The 16,640-nt window shown below is 59.7% G+C and carries 18 protein-coding genes; 11 read left to right on the top strand and 7 right to left on the bottom strand.

The features are described 5' to 3' along the window. Positions 1-21 precede the first annotated feature (21 nt). Positions 22-306, bottom strand: coding sequence for a hypothetical protein (locus JIN84_RS19670; RefSeq protein ID WP_200352777.1), 285 nt, complete (start codon positions 304-306; stop codon positions 22-24). Between the two features lie 142 nt (positions 307-448). Between JIN84_RS19670 and JIN84_RS19665 the strand changes: the two genes are divergently transcribed. From JIN84_RS19665 to JIN84_RS19655, 3 genes are all read left to right on the top strand, one after another. Next, on the top strand, positions 449-712 hold the full coding sequence (locus tag JIN84_RS19665; protein ID WP_200352776.1) for a hypothetical protein: 264 nt from the start codon (positions 449-451) through the stop codon (positions 710-712). A gap of 71 nt (positions 713-783) precedes the next feature. Beyond that, the gene (locus JIN84_RS23565) at positions 784-1,074 is read left to right on the top strand and encodes a YegP family protein (RefSeq protein ID WP_234043579.1); all 291 of its coding nucleotides are present in this window, start codon (positions 784-786) and stop codon (positions 1,072-1,074) included. Positions 1,075-1,628: 554 nt separating this feature from the next. Beyond that, positions 1,629-2,048: a ribosomal maturation YjgA family protein gene (locus tag JIN84_RS19655; RefSeq protein WP_200352775.1), complete on the top strand. Its 420-nt coding sequence runs from the start codon at positions 1,629-1,631 to the stop codon at positions 2,046-2,048. A gap of 177 nt (positions 2,049-2,225) precedes the next feature. Here the strand turns inward: JIN84_RS19655 and rho are convergent, their stop codons facing one another. From rho to JIN84_RS19640, 3 genes are all read right to left on the bottom strand, one after another. Then, positions 2,226-4,253, bottom strand: coding sequence for a transcription termination factor Rho (gene rho, locus JIN84_RS19650; RefSeq protein WP_234043578.1), 2,028 nt, complete (start codon positions 4,251-4,253; stop codon positions 2,226-2,228). 38 nt (positions 4,254-4,291) lie between these two features. Then, positions 4,292-5,044: a YebC/PmpR family DNA-binding transcriptional regulator gene (locus JIN84_RS19645; protein ID WP_200352774.1), complete on the bottom strand. Its 753-nt coding sequence runs from the start codon at positions 5,042-5,044 to the stop codon at positions 4,292-4,294. Between the two features lie 357 nt (positions 5,045-5,401). Continuing rightward, on the bottom strand, positions 5,402-5,725 hold the full coding sequence (locus JIN84_RS19640) for a hypothetical protein (RefSeq protein WP_200352773.1): 324 nt from the start codon (positions 5,723-5,725) through the stop codon (positions 5,402-5,404). Here JIN84_RS19640 and JIN84_RS19635 point away from each other — a divergent pair. The 8 genes from JIN84_RS19635 (at position 5,718) to JIN84_RS19600 (ending at position 13,829) form a co-directional block, all read left to right on the top strand. Continuing rightward, entirely contained in the window at positions 5,718-6,224 is a 507-nt protein-coding gene (locus JIN84_RS19635) for a hypothetical protein (protein ID WP_200352772.1), read from the top strand. The two genes, JIN84_RS19640 and JIN84_RS19635, sit on opposite strands and share 8 nt — an antisense overlap. Before the next feature lie 327 nt (positions 6,225-6,551). Beyond that, on the top strand, positions 6,552-7,388 hold the full coding sequence (locus JIN84_RS19630; protein ID WP_200352771.1) for a PDDEXK family nuclease: 837 nt from the start codon (positions 6,552-6,554) through the stop codon (positions 7,386-7,388). Continuing rightward, complete coding sequence (locus tag JIN84_RS19625) at positions 7,385-8,239, top strand: NAD(P)-dependent oxidoreductase (protein WP_200352770.1); 855 nt, start codon at positions 7,385-7,387, stop codon at positions 8,237-8,239. Before JIN84_RS19630 ends, JIN84_RS19625 begins: the two co-directional genes overlap by 4 nt. Further along, positions 8,236-9,066, top strand: a complete 831-nt coding sequence (gene ygfZ / locus JIN84_RS19620) for a CAF17-like 4Fe-4S cluster assembly/insertion protein YgfZ (RefSeq protein WP_200352769.1) — start codon at positions 8,236-8,238, stop codon at positions 9,064-9,066. The genes JIN84_RS19625 and ygfZ overlap by 4 nt, the downstream gene beginning before the upstream one ends. 39 nt (positions 9,067-9,105) lie before the next feature. After that, entirely contained in the window at positions 9,106-10,851 is a 1,746-nt protein-coding gene (locus JIN84_RS19615; protein ID WP_200352768.1) for a cation:proton antiporter, read from the top strand. A 64-nt stretch (positions 10,852-10,915) separates the two neighbouring features. Next, entirely contained in the window at positions 10,916-11,923 is a 1,008-nt protein-coding gene (gene tsaD, locus JIN84_RS19610; protein ID WP_325099620.1) for a tRNA (adenosine(37)-N6)-threonylcarbamoyltransferase complex transferase subunit TsaD, read from the top strand. 34 nt (positions 11,924-11,957) lie between these two features. Further along, the gene (locus tag JIN84_RS19605; RefSeq protein WP_200352766.1) at positions 11,958-12,596 is read left to right on the top strand and encodes an HAD-IA family hydrolase; all 639 of its coding nucleotides are present in this window, start codon (positions 11,958-11,960) and stop codon (positions 12,594-12,596) included. 45 nt (positions 12,597-12,641) lie between these two features. Next, complete coding sequence (locus tag JIN84_RS19600; protein WP_200352765.1) at positions 12,642-13,829, top strand: OmpA family protein; 1,188 nt, start codon at positions 12,642-12,644, stop codon at positions 13,827-13,829. A gap of 18 nt (positions 13,830-13,847) precedes the next feature. Here JIN84_RS19600 and JIN84_RS19595 read toward each other — a convergent pair whose 3' ends face one another. The 3 genes from JIN84_RS19595 to JIN84_RS19585 are packed head-to-tail and all read right to left on the bottom strand — an operon-like array spanning position 13,848 to position 16,539. Then, positions 13,848-14,873 carry a beta-ketoacyl-[acyl-carrier-protein] synthase family protein gene (locus JIN84_RS19595; RefSeq protein ID WP_200352764.1) on the bottom strand — a complete coding sequence of 342 codons (1,026 nt, stop codon included), beginning with the start codon at positions 14,871-14,873 and terminating at the stop codon, positions 13,848-13,850. Between the two features lie 8 nt (positions 14,874-14,881). Continuing rightward, on the bottom strand, positions 14,882-15,898 hold the full coding sequence (locus tag JIN84_RS19590) for an NAD(P)/FAD-dependent oxidoreductase (protein ID WP_200352763.1): 1,017 nt from the start codon (positions 15,896-15,898) through the stop codon (positions 14,882-14,884). Beyond that, positions 15,895-16,539 carry a class I SAM-dependent methyltransferase gene (locus JIN84_RS19585; protein WP_200352762.1) on the bottom strand — a complete coding sequence of 215 codons (645 nt, stop codon included), beginning with the start codon at positions 16,537-16,539 and terminating at the stop codon, positions 15,895-15,897. The genes JIN84_RS19590 and JIN84_RS19585 overlap by 4 nt, the downstream gene beginning before the upstream one ends. Positions 16,540-16,640: the final 101 nt, after the last annotated feature.

The following is a 16,640-nucleotide window of genomic DNA, read 5'->3' as shown; positions in this document are numbered from 1 at the left end:
GTGAGTGACCGCGTTTTCCGATTACCGGAAAATCGCCCGTAAGAACGCGCTTATCATCTTGAAAACGACGAAAACCAGACCGATCACCACTCCGAAGGTGAGCAGCAGCAGCAAGGCGATGGTGCCGAGCACCACCCATAACGGCCACCACCGGCCGTCGAGCTTGCGGATCTGGCCCTGCCACTGCTGCCAGTCCTGCCATTGCTGGCGGGGCGGGGCTTCGTCGCGGGTTTCGGATTTCGCCACCGGGGCGACGCCGTCGATCTCGACGACTTCCACTTCGATGGCTTGCGGTTCGGTTGTCATGGTGCGTTGCTGATTGGCGGTATTTTCACCGTGATGCCCGCCAGTGCAACGTGAATGCGGCCGGATGGAAAAAATCCACGGCTTTCCAATCCATTGCGAAATCCGTCATCGACGCGACCGGGGATATCGGAGATTTTCAACCATGGGGCCGGACCTGACCGACAAGCGCTGGATCGTGGCGAAGGGGATTCTCTTCGCGGTCCTCGCCGTGCTGGCGGGAGTCTTGCAGCTTCTGACGGACACTCCGCTTTGGCAAGAGGCGCTGCTGCTTGTAATCTGCGTCTGGGCCAGCTGCCGCTTCTATTATTTCCTCTTCCACTGTCTCCAGGAGTATGTCGATCCGGGGTTGAAGAGCGCGGGGGTGATGGACCTGGTGGGGAGGTTGTGGAAGCGAAAGCAATCGTAGGGGGCACTACCCGGTATCGGAGTGGATCCGAGGGATGGTTTTGGGATGAAAATAAATCCAATCTTGTTCGGATGAACCAAAAAAGTGTTCATAAGGTCAATTTTTCGATGGACATCCGGAAAAAAAGAGGCATTTTGCAATTGGTTTGGGAATTCATCCACCCAGCCGTAACCCCCCAACCCCCTAAAAATATGTATTACACTGTTTGGAAAAGTACCGCCAATGGCAACTGGTATTGGAATCTCAAGGCTGCAAACCATGAGAAAATTGCTACCAGTGAAGGTTATGTCACGAAGCAAGGAGCCTTGCACTCTATTGAATTGGTGAAAGGCTCCAACAATGCTCCAGTGATCGAAATTTAATCAAAATGTGCGGACAAGGATAAATAAGTGAATGGAGAGAAATATCATCTCACGAACATCCTTGTCCGCAATTCCTAATTTTGGGAAATTTTATCAAAAGGCGAATAAAATATATTCAGCCCTTCGTTTCTTTCTTTGGAAATCGAAATATTGATGAGGGAGGACGAACGGTGAAAATTAGAGAATTTATTCCATCTAATTCTGATCTTGGTATTCTTGAAGAAAATCCCGGCCCCAGTCCTGATAGGTGGAAGCGTCATGGACCTGAGATATTCGACTCAGACTTTCCACTGTTTGACCTCCCCCAGTAAAGGCCTTTTGAGAAGTATGGATCACTCAAAATTAGTTGCAGTAATTGTTTCCACGCAAGATAAATGGATGGGATAATATTATTTATATTTGGGGCGTAATAAATTTCTTTCGGAGATAATATTTTATTACCATTTGAATAATGCGATGGCATATCCATTCTGGCGGCTTGGGTTGCGGTGCTCGTTTTTCTTGACGTTCTGTGACATCCGGATTTGAAAATTTATCCAGTTCTTTTCAATAGTATGCGCCGGAAACGATTTGCCTACGTGCTGCTCATCCTGCTGGTTATGGGGACGGGGCTGCTCTGGCGCTCCCGTTTTCTTCCGCTGCCCCCTTTCTTGAGCAAATATGGCGGTGACGCTTTGTGGGCGTTGCTCGTGTTTTTCGGATTCGGATTTCTGCTCAACCGCGTGACGACGGCGCGTCTCGCGCTTGTCTCGCTGGCCTTCGCATGGACGGTTGAATTCCTCCAGCTCTATCATGCGTCATGGATCGACTCGATCCGCGCGTTCCGGCTTGGACATCTGGTCCTCGGCTCCACCTTCAACTGGCCGGATCTTGCGGCCTATGCGGTGGGGATCGCAATCGGGGTGTGGTTGGAAACGCGAAGCGGGGTTGCCAGCACCTGGAGGACCGACGAAAAACGTCAGGGCGATTTGTGAAATGGGTTGGCCGCCACGCACGGGGAAAAGAGGGGTGGCGGCTGGAGGTCTCCGCCACGAGCCTGTTAGAAACAGGCTGAATACGGGGCACGCGCGGAACCGAATACGGCCGGGCATGAAAGCCGCATTGCGGTTCGCGCGGAATGAATTCCGCGCTCCCGGTGGGTTGATTCCCGATCAACCCTTGATCTCCAGCAGCATCTGCGGGTTGTTCGGGAACTTTTTCAGGAAGAACAACAGACGCTCCATCGCTTCCGCAGGGCGGTGGCCGGAGAGGCCGCGGCGGATGAGGTGGATCTTGTGCAGCATGTGTTCCGCCAGCAGCAGTTCCTCGCGGCGGGTGCCGGATTTGAAGATGTCCACCGCAGGGTAGATGTAGTTTTCCGCGATCTTGCGGTCCAGAACCAGCTCCATGTTGCCCGTGCCCTTGAACTCCATGTAGATGGCTTCGTCGGCGCGGGAGTTCGTCTGGATGAGCGCGGTGGCGAGGATGGTGAGGGATCCTCCGCCACGGGTGTTTCTCGCCGCGGCGAAGAGACGGCGGGGGACTTCCAGCGCTCCGATGGTGATGCCGCCGGAACCGGTTCCACGGCCACGGTTGTTCATGCCACCGTTGTAGGCGCGGGCGAGGCGCGTGATGGAATCCATGATGAGGAAGACATCACGTCCGGCCTCCACGAGCCGTTTGGCACGCTCGATGGCGAGCTCGGCGATGCGGCAGTGGTTGCGCGCCTGCTCGTCATTGGAACTGGCGTAGATCTCCGCACCCGGCAGGGCGCGGCGGAACTCGGTGACTTCCTCAGGCCGTTCGTCGACCAGCACCACCATCAGGTGGATGGCTTCGTCGTACTTCTCGCGGATCGCCTCGGCCATGTGCAGCAGCAAGGTGGTTTTTCCGGAGCGCGGTGGTGAGACGATGAGCCCGCGCTGGCCGCGGCCGACGGGAGCCATGATGTCCACGACGCGGGTGGTGAAGCGTTCGGGCGTGGTTTCGAAGCTGATACGTTTGGCCGGGTTGATCGCCTTGAGTTCGTCGAAATGAGGAAGCTTGGACGCATCTTCGGGAGCCAGATCATTGATGGTGGAGATTTCCACAAGCTGGGGACCACGGTGTCCTTCCTGATAAAGCCCGTGAATCCACTGGCCGGGACGGAGGTGGTATTTGCGGATCGTCTCGGGAGTGACGAAAATGTCGTCGCGCGCCTGCTCGAAGTTTTTCTTCGGCACGCGGAGGAAGCCGAAGCCTTTCGGCGCGAGTTCGAGCATGCCGTCGCATTCGATTTTCGGACCGTCGAGAGGCGCCGTGTTGCGGCGGTCCTCGCCATCCTGCTGTTTTCCTTGCTGGCCGCGGTTGTTGTCGTGGCGCTGGCGGTTCTGGTTGTTCTGCGGGTTTTGAGGAGCTTGCCCGCCGGTCTGGGCGAGACGCTCCTGATTGCGGCGCTTGCGCTTTTCACGCCGGCGCTTGCTGCGGCTTTCCTGAGGCTGGCCACCGCCGTTTGCCTGGTTGCCTGCCGCCTGGTTGTTCTGGCGCTGCTGATTCTGCTGGGGCTGTTCCTGGCGGGCTTGTTGGGAATTCCGTGGCCGGCCATCCTGGTTTTCCGATTCGCGCGGTGCTTCGGCAGGCTCGGGTGTTTGGACGGCCGCGGGAAACGGTATTGATTCCTGTTGCGCGGCAGGGCGGGATTGGACTGGTTCGCGATGGTTCACCGGACCGCCGCCGGGAACACGCCCGAAACGACGCGGGGCCTCCTCCGGAGAAGAGGAATCCGTCATTGGTTCAGCTGCCGGTGATGGAGCCGGCGCCTCTTCGGCAGCTGGTCCTGCGGTGGCCTTTTTCACGGCGGTTTTCCTTGCCCGAGGAGTCTTCACCGCACGGGCGGCGACAGGTTCCTCAGGAGCGGGAACCGGTTTGGAAACGGGAGGCAGATCGAACGGAAGCTCGGGCGTCGAAGAGACGGCCGCTGCTTTCTTCGCCGCCTTTTTCGCGGCGGTTTTTTTCACAGGTGCTTCGACCTGGGCTTCAACGACGGGTGCTTTTTTTGCGGCGGTCTTGCGTGCCGCCTTTTTCGCAACGGGTTCGGTGGACGCGGTCTCGCTTGTCTTGACCGCCACTTTTCTCGCCGCCCTCTTGCGTGCGGGGGGCGTGTCACCGTTCGTGCCTGCTGGGGGTTGTTGCGTGGCGTCCTCGTTGGTATTGTTACTCATCCGGTAGTCGATTGAAAGGGAGTGGGGGAGCGGGTGGCTCAGGAAGCGAGCTGGCCGAGTATTTCATCGGCCACTTCGAAATTGGTGAAAACGTTCAGGGTGTCGGGGTAGTCATCGAGCAGGTCATGCAGCTTGAGGATCTGGCGGGCGGTTGCGAGATCGCTGATGACGCAGGGTGTCTGCGGGATGGAGACAAGTTTTTCGGAAAGGAGGGTCACGCCCGTGCCTCGAAGGGCGTTTGCCACGGTGCCGAGCTCGTTCGCGGCGGTGAGAACGAGATGTTCGTCATCGTCGCTATGGACGTCGTCCGCTCCGGCCTCGATGGCAGCATCCATGATCCTGTCTTCGGGGAGCTCCGCGGCGCTGATGCGGATCTCACCCTTGCGGTCGAACTGGTAGGACACGCTGCCGGGAGTCGCCACGGAGCCGCCGTTTTTCGAGAAAATCGTGCGCAGGTCCTGGGCGGTGCGGTTGAGGTTGTCAGTTGCCATTTCGATGATGAACGCGATGCCGGAGGGGCCATAGCCTTCGTAAGAGATTTCCTGGATGGCGTCGCCGCCGAGTTCTCCGGTGCCTTTCCTGATGGCGCGCTCGATGTTGTCCTTGGGCATGGAAACCGCCTTGGCGTTGTCGATCGCGGTGCGGAGACGGGCGTTTGCCACCGGATCTCCGCCACCGGCGCGGGCGGCAAGGGCGATTTCATGCGCGCACTTGCTGAAGACCCTGCCCTTGATGGCATCGACTCTGGCTTTGATGTGTTTGACCTTGGACCACTTGTTGTGACCGGCCATGGAGGAATGGAATAGGGGTTGGATTAATGCGATTGTCGCGGAAGGGCGGGTGGAATCACTCGCAGATCCGCAAGGCGGGTGGGGGAAACGATCCTGCGAGTTTGCCGATTCGATTTGCTTCAGAAAGCTTCCAAGGCCCGGCAGGGCAGGTGGGCGTCAACCCAAGTGGATTAGAAATTCGACGCGAAACACCGCTCCGTCGTTCCAATGCATGTATGCTGGGGGAACCTTGGCCACTTGGCAACCCAAATTTTCAGGGGCGGACAAGGCGATTTCTTTTCCGGGACTTCAAGTTTGAGGCGCTTTTCCAGGCGGTGGACAAGCGGGCCCGCCTGCGCTTGCCTGCGACCGGGTTTCTCACGCACGCATCGTGTTTGAGCGGTTGTGCGACAGACCGCGCAGCATCGCCATGTTGCCAGCCCCATATCCTTCCCGGATGGGTGAGCCCGCTGAATCGTTGACAGGTTGGGCACCTTCGTTTTTTTTAATGCTCATGCTGAGGATTCGTTGCTCCATCCATCTCTTGTTGCTTTGCCTCGCCACCGCGCGATCTTCAGCGGCCGTGATCCAGTATAATGGTGTCTTCGAAGTGACAGGCACCGGAACGCTTCCATCGCCGACGATCTCGGCTTCCTCCATCGCAATCGGAGACAAGTTCGCGGTTTCGTTCAGCGTGGACACGAATTCGGTTCAAACTTCGTCTTCGGGTGGGGTTGCGATTTTCGGCAATATTCTGCAAGGGCTTCAGTTTCTCCGGCTGTCAGAAAATGACGGAGATTTTGTCCCGGTCATCGCCGGAACGCACACCGTCGCCATCCGTGAGGAAAATGGGGTAAAATATCTTGGTCTCAGTTCCACATTCACCGACGGGAGTACGGTTTCCTACGATTCAGGATCAACCGTTGGCGCAACCGCCACATTTTTCCGTTATAGCTTCCGGTTCAATATGTCGGGAACTTATTCAGATCTCGGAACCGGCACGCTTCTGTCGGCCTATCTAACGCCTCCACCTGAGGAATGGACCATCGGCCAGTCTGCGTTTATCTTCCGCGACGTGCCTGGTGCCTCCGGAAATTTCTCGTCGACAGGCATCCAAGGAACGGTTCCCGAACCCGCCATCTCCATGTCGTATATGTTCGGAATCGGCTGCTGGCTGCTCAGCCGCAAAAGGAAAGCTTGATCTTTCCAGCCCGAAAATCCAATCCGCGTCGCCGTCAGCTTCACCTGTAGGATTGTTCCCGACACTGCTTTTTAGTGATCCACGTGCGACATCATGGTGACGAGATGTTGAACCATGATTCCAAGTCTCGTTGGCGGAAGATAGCAGGGAATACGTGATGTTGAGATCGGCCGGAGCTTTCTGTCGAGGCCGGTCATCGATTGTCCGGAGAAATCGTTCGTGACGACCGGGTGCAAGCCGGATAGCTCGGCGGCAACTCTTGCCGGATATTGTTTCCGGCCGATTTTGCCGGTTGCCGAACGGGCCTCGTGGTGCCAAGCTCCGCTCGTGAAATTCAGCCGCACATGCCTGCTCGCAGCCACCGCCGCATTGTTACTTCCACTCGCAGCCCAGGAGGAGAAAGGAGAGGGGCGGGCGGAGATTCCGAAGGACCTGGTGGATGACGCCCACGTCCGTGAAGAGCTCGCGGTGAACGAATTCACCGCGCCTTCGATTTCGAAGTTGTTCGACACGTTGCAATTTCTCATGCCGCTGCCCATCGCTGAGGTGGAACGGAAAATGCCGGCCCGCATGGCCCAGGACCGAGCGGACCTGTCGATCGAGCTGGGATTCCTCATCGCGGACGGTTTCCTCGTGGTGCAGGCCGAGCAGCTCGACAAGATCGAGGAGCTGGCGAAGGACCTCACCCGCTATGGAAAGGCTCTCGGCGCGGGTGACCGGGTGAACCGTCATGCGGCCAGCCTGCTGGACAGCGCGAAGAACAAGGATGTCACCCAATTGAAAAAGGAACTCACCGCCACCCAGCACGACGTGGAGGCGGAGCTCGTTTCCCTCAAGGATGCGGACCTCGCTCATCTCATCTCGCTCGGCGGTTGGATCCGGGCGCTTGAGGTTTCGACCGTGGCCGTGGACAAGCAGTTTTCCACCGAACGCGCGCGCAAGGTGCTGCGGGAGGACATCGCGGATTATTACACGGAATCCGTCGCAGGACTGGAACCGCGGATTTCCGAACGGCCGAACTATCTAGCCATGCGCGATCTGCTCGCCGGCCTGCGCACCGAGATGGTGGTGGAGGATGGCAAGGAGCCGACTCCCGAACTGATGGCGGAGATCCGCAAACAAGCGGCGAAGCTGGTGGAACTCGCATTGCAACGCCAGAAATGAGTTCGCAGCCGGAACAACGCGCCGCGGTCCTGGGACTGGGCATCATCGGCTCGCGGGCCTGTTCACGCCTCGCCGACGCGGGCTGGCAGGTAAGGTGCTGGAACCGCACACCGAAGGGAAATGCCGGTGAAACGGCCTCTCCGGAAGCGGCCATCGACGGAGCCTCGATCATTTCCCTCTATTTGAAAGACGCCATCGCCACGCGCGAGGTCGTCGGACGGATCGCGGAATTCCTGATCGCGGGGCAGACCGTCCTGAATCATGCGACGCTGGACTTGGACACGACGCTGTGGATGTCCGAACTTTGTGAATCACGTGGATGCCGGTTTCTCGATACCCCATTCACTGGAAGCAAGGTGGCTTCCGCAAACGGGCAGCTCGTTTATTACACGGGAGGCGACGAGGCTCTGGCAAAGGAGCTGGAACCCTACCTCGCCGTCACCAGCAAGGCCCGGATCCACTGCGGTGCGGTGGGCTCGGCCACCGTGGTGAAGCTGGCCACGAACCTGATCTCGGCCTGCACGGTGCAGGCGATGGCGGAGTCTCTCGCCATCGCCACCAGCCACGGGGTTTCCGCCCAATGTCTGATCGACGCCGTTTCGCAAAACGCCTGCGCGTCCGTGCTGACGGGGATGAAATTCCCATCGATGGCCGCGGGCGATTTCGACACGCATTTCTCGCTTTCCAACATGGGCAAGGACAGCCGCTACATGCTGGCTCTCGCACAATCGGCAGGTTTGGAAACGCCGGCCATCGCCGCGGTTTCCAAGCGCATGGGCGAGCTTGATGCCGCCGGTCTCGGTGATCTCGATTATTCCGCCGTGGTGAAACCCTATCAGACAGGCGCATGAGCGGATTGAGAGTGGTTCATTTGGGGAAACCCGCTCTGCTGGAATTCCGGGGACCGGACGCGGTCAGGTTTCTGAACGGCCAGCTCACCCAGGACGTGCGCAAGGTCGTGGGCGGCGGCCTCTCACTTCCATCCTGCGTCACCGACGCGAAGGGGCGGTTGCAGTTCCGCGTCACACTTGTTGAAGGTGCTGAAGGAGCACTCTGGGTGGCGGGCTTGCAGGGAAACGCCGGGGATATCGAAGCGCGGCTCACACGCTATCTCATCGCGGACGATGTGGAGGTCGCCGATCTCACCGGGAAATATTCATTGTGCCATCTCATCGGTCCGGAGACGGAGGCTCCTGCCGGAGTGCTTGTACGTCGATCGGACCGCTACGGGGTTCCCGGCTGGGACTGGTGGTTGGCCTGCCCGGAAGACGAACTAAAGCTCGAAGCCACGACGTTCGCCGACGCGGAGTTGGAAGCCTTGCGCATCCGTAACGGAGTTCCCGCCTGGGGAACCGAACTCGGTGAAGGGATGCTGCCGCCGGAGGCCTTGTTGGAAAACACCGACATTTCGTATCAGAAAGGATGTTACATCGGCCAGGAGGTGATTTCCCGGATCAAGTCCGCCGGAAAGGTGAACAGGCGGCTCACGCGTTTCGTATTTGCCGGGGAAGTTCCTCTCTCCGCCGGCCCCTTGGAAAACGGCGCGGGCGAGATCACGAGCGTCTCACCTCTCGTTGAAAACGGCCTGCGCCATGCCCTCGGTTACGTGAAACGCGGTGCGGCGGAGTTGTTTTACAAGACGGAAACCGGCGAAATCGTTCCCGTGGGACTTCCCTGAGCGAGTTTGTTCTTTGCTGCCGGGTGATTTGCCGGGAGTATGGTCGCGATGATTCTGAAGTGGTTTTTCATGGCCAGCGGTGTCGCGAACATATCGCCGCTGTTCGCCCTGCTGACTCTGGTGCTGGTGCTCGCGGTCCTGATTTCACTGATACTGGTGAAATTCAAACAGAGCCTTTTGGTCGGCTATCTTTTGAGCGGTGTCCTGATCGGCAACGTCGGCCTGATGTGGGTGACGGGAATCGACAAGGGGGATGCGGTGATCATGAACTTCGCGGAGATCGGCGTGGTCCTGCTGATGTTCACGCTGGGCATCGAGTTTTCGCTGAGCGAGTTCAAGCACCTGTGGCGCACCGCCCTGATCGGGGGAGGACTGCAGGTGGGAATCACTGCGGGCATCGTGGGACTCGTGGCCGCGGCGTCCGGCTTTCCCACCGCGGACAGCATCGTCTTCGGTGTCGCTGTGGCGCTGAGCTCCACGGCGGTGGCGATGATGTCATTCCAGGATCTCGGCCAGCAGAACAATCCCGGAGCACGCGCGAGTCTGGGCATCGCGTTGTTCCAGGACATCCTGGTGATCGTGTTTTTCCTGGTGATGCCCGCGCTTTACGGACAAGGGGAGGGATCGGTGGCCGGGCAGATAGGAAAGGCGTTGCTCAAGGGAGGATTGTTTCTGGCGGGGGCCTGGCTGCTGGGCCGCTACGGTCTGACGCCGCTGCTGCATGCCGTGGCGAGAACACGGAGCCGGGAGCTTTTCACCCTGACGGTCATCGGGCTCTGCGCAGGCGTCGCATTCGCTGGCGGAGCCTTGAACCTCTCGCTCGCGCTCGGTGCCTTCGCGGCCGGGCTGGTGGTGAGCGAGTCGATCTACAGCCATCGGATATTGTCCGACATCCTTCCGTTCAAGGATCTGTTTCTCGCGATCTTTTTCATTTCGGTGGGATTGCTCATCGACCTGTCCACCATTGCTTCGGACTGGGGGCGAGTCCTGTTGGGGAGCGCGCTCATCTTGATCCTGAAAAGTGTGGTTGTTTTTTCGGTGTTGAAATGGATCAGGATCCCGGGACGTCCGGCGTTGCTTGCGGCCGGCAGTCTCGCCAGCACAGGGGAATTCTCACTCGTGCTCATCGGCAAGGCCGGCGGGTATCGTCCGTTTGATCCCGGAACCGAGCAGATGCTGTTGGTCTGCACCGCGGTGACGATGGCTGTCGTGCCATCGCTGATGCGCGGTGCGGGACCGTTGGGAAAATGGCTGGAGAAAAAAGGAGTGATGGGTGTCAGGAAGATCGCGCCGGAGGGGATGACACCGGCAAAGGCGATCAAGGGAATCACCGACCACGCCATCATCTGTGGCTACGGTCCGGTGGGGAAATCGCTGAATGAGGCGCTGAAACGCTGCGGCGTGGACACCCTCGTGATGGAGCTCAATTCCGACACCGTGCGCGCGTTGAAAAGCGAGGGGCAGCCGGTGCTCTTCGCGGATGCGACCCATTCGGAAGCGCTGGATCTGGCGGGAATCAAACGCGCGCGGTTGGTGGCGTTCACCTTTCCATCGGTGAGGACCACTTCGATCGCCGTCCCGCTGGTGCGGGAGAGGAACAGCGGAATCTTCATCTTCGGCCGGGCAAAATTTTCCGGAGAGGTAAAGATCCTGCGGGAACTGGGCGTGCAGGTCATCCATGATGAACGCGAGAGCGCGGTGTCCATGGTGCGTGCGGCCCTCTCGTCGTACCAACGCGAGGATGTCGATCCCGAGGAGGTCGTCGGTGATACGATGGAGGCTTGATATTTTCTCCCGGGGATTGCTTTTTTCTAGGGTTTGTCCTGCGGCTTCCGCTAAGAACCTGCGCGTGGCACTACTTCTGGCGATCGAATCTTCCTGCGATGAAACCGCGGTGGCGATCATCCGTGGCCACACCGGAGAGGCGGCGGAGGTTGTTGCTTCCGAAATCTCGTCGCAGATCCCGCTCCACCGCGAACACGGCGGCGTGGTGCCCGAACTCGCCTCGAGGAACCACTCGCTGCACCTGCGGGGATTGGTTGAAAAGGCATTGTCGGACGCGCGGGTGACCATGGAGGACATCGATGCCTTCGCAGCGACCACGGGGCCGGGTTTGGCGTCATCCCTGCTCATCGGCAGCACCGCGGCCAAGGGCATGGCCTGTGCCATGAAGCGGCCTTTCCTTGGAATCAATCACCTCGAAGGGCATCTGCTGTCTCCATTCCTCGACCGTACCACGGTGCCTCCCCACATCGCGCTCATCGTTTCCGGAGGGCACACATTGTTGTTGGACGTCACGGGTCCGGGAAGCTATCGGAAACTCGGCAGCACCCGCGACGACGCGGCGGGCGAGGCCTACGACAAGGTCGGCAAGATGCTGGGCCTGCCTTATCCGGGTGGACCGGAAATCGAGAAAGCCGCGCTCGGCGGAAATCCGAAGGCATACGATTTTCCCCGCTCGATGCTTCATGAACCGCATCTGGATTTTTCCTTTTCCGGTCTGAAAACCGCCGTGCTCTACACGCTTCAGAAGGAAACTGGCGAGCTGCCCGTCGCCGATCTGGCCGCTTCGTTCCAACAAGCGGTCATCGAGATCCTCGTGAAAAAGACCCTGCGTGCCGCCAGGCAGGCGGGAAGAAAACAAATAGCCCTCTCCGGCGGTGTCAGCCTCAACAAGGCGCTCCGTAATGCCTTTTTCGCGGCGGGGCAAAGCGCGGGTGTGGAGATCTCCGTCGCTCCGCCGGTTTTCTGTACGGATAACGCGGCGATGATCGCCTTCGCCGCGCTTCTGCGCCATCTCGCCGGGGAATCATCCGCACTTGATGGCGACATCCATCCGAATTTGCCGCTGGTCTAACGCTCCGTCGTGTGCCCTTATAAGGGCATACCCGATGATTTATAAAACACTGGTTTTCGACTTCGACGGCACCATCGCCGATACGCTTGGTGAGACACGCCTCATTTTCAACCGCATCGCTCCGGACTATGGCATCCGCGAGGTGGCGGAACACGAACTCGACCACCTGCGCCACCTTTCGCTCAAGGAATTGCTCGACCATCTGGAGATTCCGAAGCGCCGCGTGCCCGCGCTCATTTCGAGAGGGACCGGCATGATGCGGTCGAACATCACCCAGCTCAAACTGATAGAAGGCATGCCGGAGGTGCTCACGGAGCTGCGCCGCCATGTCCGTAGTTTCGGCATCCTCACCTCGAACGCGACCGCGAACGTGGACCTTTTCCTGCGCACGCACGGCCTGCGCGACCAGTTCGACTTCATTTCCTCCACCTCCAAGCTCACGGGGAAATCGAAACATCTCAAGGCCATCCGCAAGACGTTCTCATTGCGTGAAGGGGAGATGCTCTACATCGGGGACGAATTGCGCGATGTGAAAGCCTCGCAAAAGGCCGGCATCCCCATCGCAGCCGTCACCTGGGGGTTCAACTCCCGCGAATCCCTCGCCGCCGCGGAGCCGAATTACCTGTTCGACCAACCGTTGGATTTCCTCAGCCTGCTCACCGAGTGCTGTTGAATCAACAGATTGACAGCGGAGGGGCGGGGGAGGCAACCTTCCCGCATGTCGGAAGATAAAAGCCCCTTGGAAAAAGACGAAGCGGACGAATCCACGGACTCCGCGTCCACGAACGATTGCGCGCCGGCCAAGAGCAACCTTCCACCCGCGGTCGCGCTTGCGTTCATCATCATCGCGCTGCTCGGCGTGCTGATCGTGATGGTTTTGAAAAGCGGTGCGCTGGGCACGTCCTCGTCCTCCCATGACAACCGTCTCGCGTCGCTCCAATCCGATCTGGACGCGCGCCGCGCCGAGCTCAACCGGCAACGTGCCGCGATGGGACTTTCCCCGCTCGAAGGAGGTTCTGAACCTATCGAGGACATTGCCGGACGCTTGAAAAAAGACGCAGATTCATTGGTCGCGCTTGCGGCAAGGTTCCAGCAGATGCTTGCGGAAAAGGATACGGCGCTCACCGCGAAAAATGCGGAGCTGATCGGCTCTGAAAAAACACGGATCGCCCTCACTTCGGAGAACACCCGTCTCCAGACAGAGCTGAACCGCGCGCTCGCAAGTGGTTCGGATGTCGAGCTGCTCCGCCGTGATCTCGCCAGCCTCCGCACCCAGCGTGACGCCCTCTCGGAAGAACTCGCCGCCGCCAAGCTCAAGATGCAGAACTCGAGCGGTGCCGTTTCCGCGGATGATTTCGCCGACCTGAAACGCCGTTACGACGAAACACTGCGGGCCAAGGAGTTTTTCGAAGCCCGTGTCAAGGAACTCGAAGGCGATCTCTCGAAAGCCAAGCTCTTCGCCAGCTCGGAAAATGAACTGCTGCCCGCCGCCGTGGAGCTGTTCCGGCAACTCCGGGTTTTGGAAGGGAAATCCGATTCGGACATCAGCGCCGCCTACAGCAGCTTCGGTGTCGATCTCGGAGCCAACGTGCTCAGCAAGTTCACTTTCGCCACGGGTTCCTCCGCCCTCACGCCCGCCGATGAGGAAATCGTCCGCAACGTCTTGTCCGAGATTCCCGATGGCGACTTGTTGTTTGTCGTAGGCTATGCCTCCGAAACGGGAAATGTGGACGGCAACCGGGCACTCTCTTCCGACCGTGCCACCGCCGTCGCGCAGTATTATTCCAGCATCAAGCGCCCAACCCAGTTGGTCCAGGCCGTCTATCTCGGCCAGACGGACCGTTTCAGCAGCAAGATTCCGGAGCGGAACCAACTCGTTGAGATCTGGCGTATCCGTAAAAAGTGAGCCGCGCGGCGGAACCGCTCATCTCCACAGCTCGCAAGCGTGTGCGGCGAACCCCGCACCAAATGCGGTGAGCCACAGTCTCCGGTCTTGCGGGCGATTGGCCGACAGCCGGCGCTCCAATGCGAAGAGCACGGCGGGGCTGCTCATGTTTCCGAAGTCCCGCAGCACTTCGCGGGTTTCGGCCAGCTCGAACGGCAGCACGCTTTCCAACGCTTCGACGACATCGCGCCCGCCGGAGTGGGCGAGCACCTGATCCGGTTCGCCTTTCCTCAAGGCATACAACCCCGCCACCGCTTCCGCCGCCAGCCCCGGTACCGAACGGTGGAGCTGGTTTTTAAGTTTTCCCTGTGAATTCACGAAGCGCACCTTCTCGCGATCTTCGGGCCGATGGGTGGTCGTGAAATGTCCCGCCTGCCAATCGCCCGGAGCGCCTTTGTTGGTCCAGACCGCCGCCGCCGCGCCGTCCCCGAAGAGGCAGAGGCTGATGAGTACTCCGGGGTCGTCGTTGGCAAAAAAGGCCGCGGAACAAACCTCCACCGCCACCGTCGCTACCACCGCGCCCGGATTCGCCGCGAGGAACCCCTGCGCGGCACGCATCGTCGGGATGGCCGCGCCACAGCCAAGGCCGACGATGTCCGAGAGATACGCGTCGTGCCTCATTCCTGTCAGTTCCGCGATGTGGCTGGTCAATCCCGGGCAGAGATAACCCGTGCAGGTGCACACGAACAGGGCGTCGATTTCCGACGCACCGTGCCCGGACCGGCGGAGGGATTCTGACAAGGCCTTCATGGCAAGAACGGGGGCCTCCCGCTCGAAGCGTTGGTTCAACTCCTCCGCATCCGAGCCAAACGATTCGCCGACGGTTTCCAACGCGAGATTCCGGGAATCGATGCCGGAGGTGCCGCCGGTCAGGATTTTTTCCAACAGTCCTGCCGATCTCGGTTTCAAGCGTGGGAGCAGCTTGCTATCCCGCATGGCGTCCCAACACGTTGTCTGGGTGAATGAGTTCGGAGGGACGGCGGTGGCGAGGGAGCGGAGATACATGAGGAGGTCTAACGAATCAGGGAGAGCATCGGCTGGAACGGCAACAGACGGGCGGAAGCCAGGCATTGCAACAGGGATCTTCCGGACCGTCCCAGCAGGAGGGGGTGTAGCGCGCCCGCCACCGCGAGACGGCGGCGGAATTTACCGGACACGGCGGCACGCACGGCTTCCGTGGTTTCCTGCCAGGATCGTCCGTCGCGCGACCATGCGGCAAGGGGGGCGACAGCAAGCTCGGCCGCTTGGAACGCCATCGACATCCCGTTTCCCGTGAATGGAGGAATCATGCTTTCCGCATCTCCGAGGGCAAGCATGCCGGGGATGGGGATCTGCCGCCCAAGCTGGAATCCAGCGACCGCGGAAAATGAACGTTCACGATATTCGGCACTTCTCAGGTGTTCTGCCAGCGCCTGGTTCCCGCCGGCCTCCAGATAGGCGGGAAGCAAACCCGGTCCCTCGGCACGGATCGACCGGTCGAGGCGGAACAGCCCGCAGGCATTCGTCCAGCCATCCTCGACGCCCGCAAGTCCGGCGTAACCATTGGTTCCGCAGTGCATCTCCAGATCCTCTGATAACGGCAGACCCTTCACGTGCATTTTGAGGCCGATCCAGGTGCCGTTCGTCGGGCGTCTGCCGGCCGTCCAGACAAACCCTTCCCGCGCCACGGGCTTGGCACGCACGTTTGTCCTGACAACCGCTCCCGAGCCGACCGCGTGATTCCGCAGCCGCTCATCCAGAAGATGGCGTGAAATACCCAGTGCCGGGGTTTTCAACCGCGCACGGTGGATCAGTTGCCCTTGATTATGCCATGCGAGCGAGTGGTGGAAACGCGCGTCCGCGAACAGTTCCGCGACGCCAAGCCGGGAAAGAGTGTCATCTGTCACTCCGGAAATGAATTCCCCGCACACGCGGTGGCGCGGGTAGTTTCCCGCTTCCAGCACGGTGACGGCCACCCCTTGCGCACGCAAGGCACAGGCGAGCGACAAGCCGGCCAGACCTCCGCCTGCGATGGTGATTTCACGGTTCAACCGCGCCAGAATACCACGTGTCTCGCTCCGCGCCACGTGGAAGATTCACGGCATTGCCAGCGCCCCGTCTCCAGACCCATGCCCTGGCGTATTTCTCCCTGCCTGAATCCGCCGGTGATGCTCACATGCATGTCATGCCGCGTCACCCGGTTGATCCACGGATGCATCAGTCCGCCAAGAACATGTGGCAGGCGCGCGCGGTCCGGTTCGCAGAATACCAGAACCTCGAACCGGTCGACCCAGCGTCCCAACCGCATCAATGCCTCGCCTTCAAAATGATGGAGAAACAGGTTCGCCACCAGAACGCCGCCTTTGTCCGGTGCCTTCGACGCGAAAATGTCACCCTGGTTCCATTCGACCCGTGGCTCCAGGTTTTCCGGCTTCGGTGCGAGGTCATAAGCCGAGACCCTTGCCTGGGGATAACACCGTGCCAGCTTTCCACAGAGGATTCCGTCTCCCGCTCCGATTTCCACGATGCCCTTTCGCACGCTCTCCGCATGTTGTTTGATGGTGCGGCAGACCCAGCGTTCGTTGCCCATAAGGAAATTGATGCGTCGCAGGTCGCGGCGGCTGCGCATCGCCTCGGGATCGTCCGGTGCGAGATGGTCGAGAAGTTCGGGGATGACGATGCGCTGGCTCACAGGCGTAAATTATCCACTGTCGCGCTCCGGTAAACCATTTCCCGAAATGTCGTGACTTGCTGGCGAATCCATTCTCCGGCTAACCTCCCGCATGCCGCAGC

Source organism: Luteolibacter yonseiensis, assembly GCF_016595465.1.
Classification (GTDB): Bacteria; Verrucomicrobiota; Verrucomicrobiia; order Verrucomicrobiales; family Akkermansiaceae; genus Luteolibacter; species Luteolibacter yonseiensis.
The sequence above is the reverse complement of the archived record's forward strand: the minus strand, read 5'-3'. Positions and strand labels throughout refer to the sequence as shown.

Excerpts from the sequence above, each read along its gene's own strand:
- JIN84_RS19670 (WP_200352777.1), bottom strand. The coding sequence starts at position 306 with ATGACAACCGAACCGCAAGCCATCGAAGTGGAAGTCGTCGAGATCGAC.
- JIN84_RS19665 (WP_200352776.1), top strand. The coding sequence starts at position 449 with ATGGGGCCGGACCTGACCGACAAGCGCTGGATCGTGGCGAAGGGGATT.
- JIN84_RS23565 (WP_234043579.1), top strand. The coding sequence starts at position 784 with ATGAACCAAAAAAGTGTTCATAAGGTCAATTTTTCGATGGACATCCGG.
- JIN84_RS19655 (WP_200352775.1), top strand. The coding sequence starts at position 1,629 with ATGCGCCGGAAACGATTTGCCTACGTGCTGCTCATCCTGCTGGTTATG.
- rho (WP_234043578.1), bottom strand. The coding sequence starts at position 4,253 with ATGAGTAACAATACCAACGAGGACGCCACGCAACAACCCCCAGCAGGC.
- JIN84_RS19645 (WP_200352774.1), bottom strand. The coding sequence starts at position 5,044 with ATGGCCGGTCACAACAAGTGGTCCAAGGTCAAACACATCAAAGCCAGA.
- JIN84_RS19625 (WP_200352770.1), top strand. The coding sequence starts at position 7,385 with ATGAGTTCGCAGCCGGAACAACGCGCCGCGGTCCTGGGACTGGGCATC.
- ygfZ (WP_200352769.1), top strand. The coding sequence starts at position 8,236 with ATGAGCGGATTGAGAGTGGTTCATTTGGGGAAACCCGCTCTGCTGGAA.
- JIN84_RS19615 (WP_200352768.1), top strand. The coding sequence starts at position 9,106 with ATGGTCGCGATGATTCTGAAGTGGTTTTTCATGGCCAGCGGTGTCGCG.
- JIN84_RS19605 (WP_200352766.1), top strand. The coding sequence starts at position 11,958 with ATGATTTATAAAACACTGGTTTTCGACTTCGACGGCACCATCGCCGAT.
- JIN84_RS19600 (WP_200352765.1), top strand. The coding sequence starts at position 12,642 with ATGTCGGAAGATAAAAGCCCCTTGGAAAAAGACGAAGCGGACGAATCC.
- JIN84_RS19595 (WP_200352764.1), bottom strand. The coding sequence starts at position 14,873 with ATGTATCTCCGCTCCCTCGCCACCGCCGTCCCTCCGAACTCATTCACC.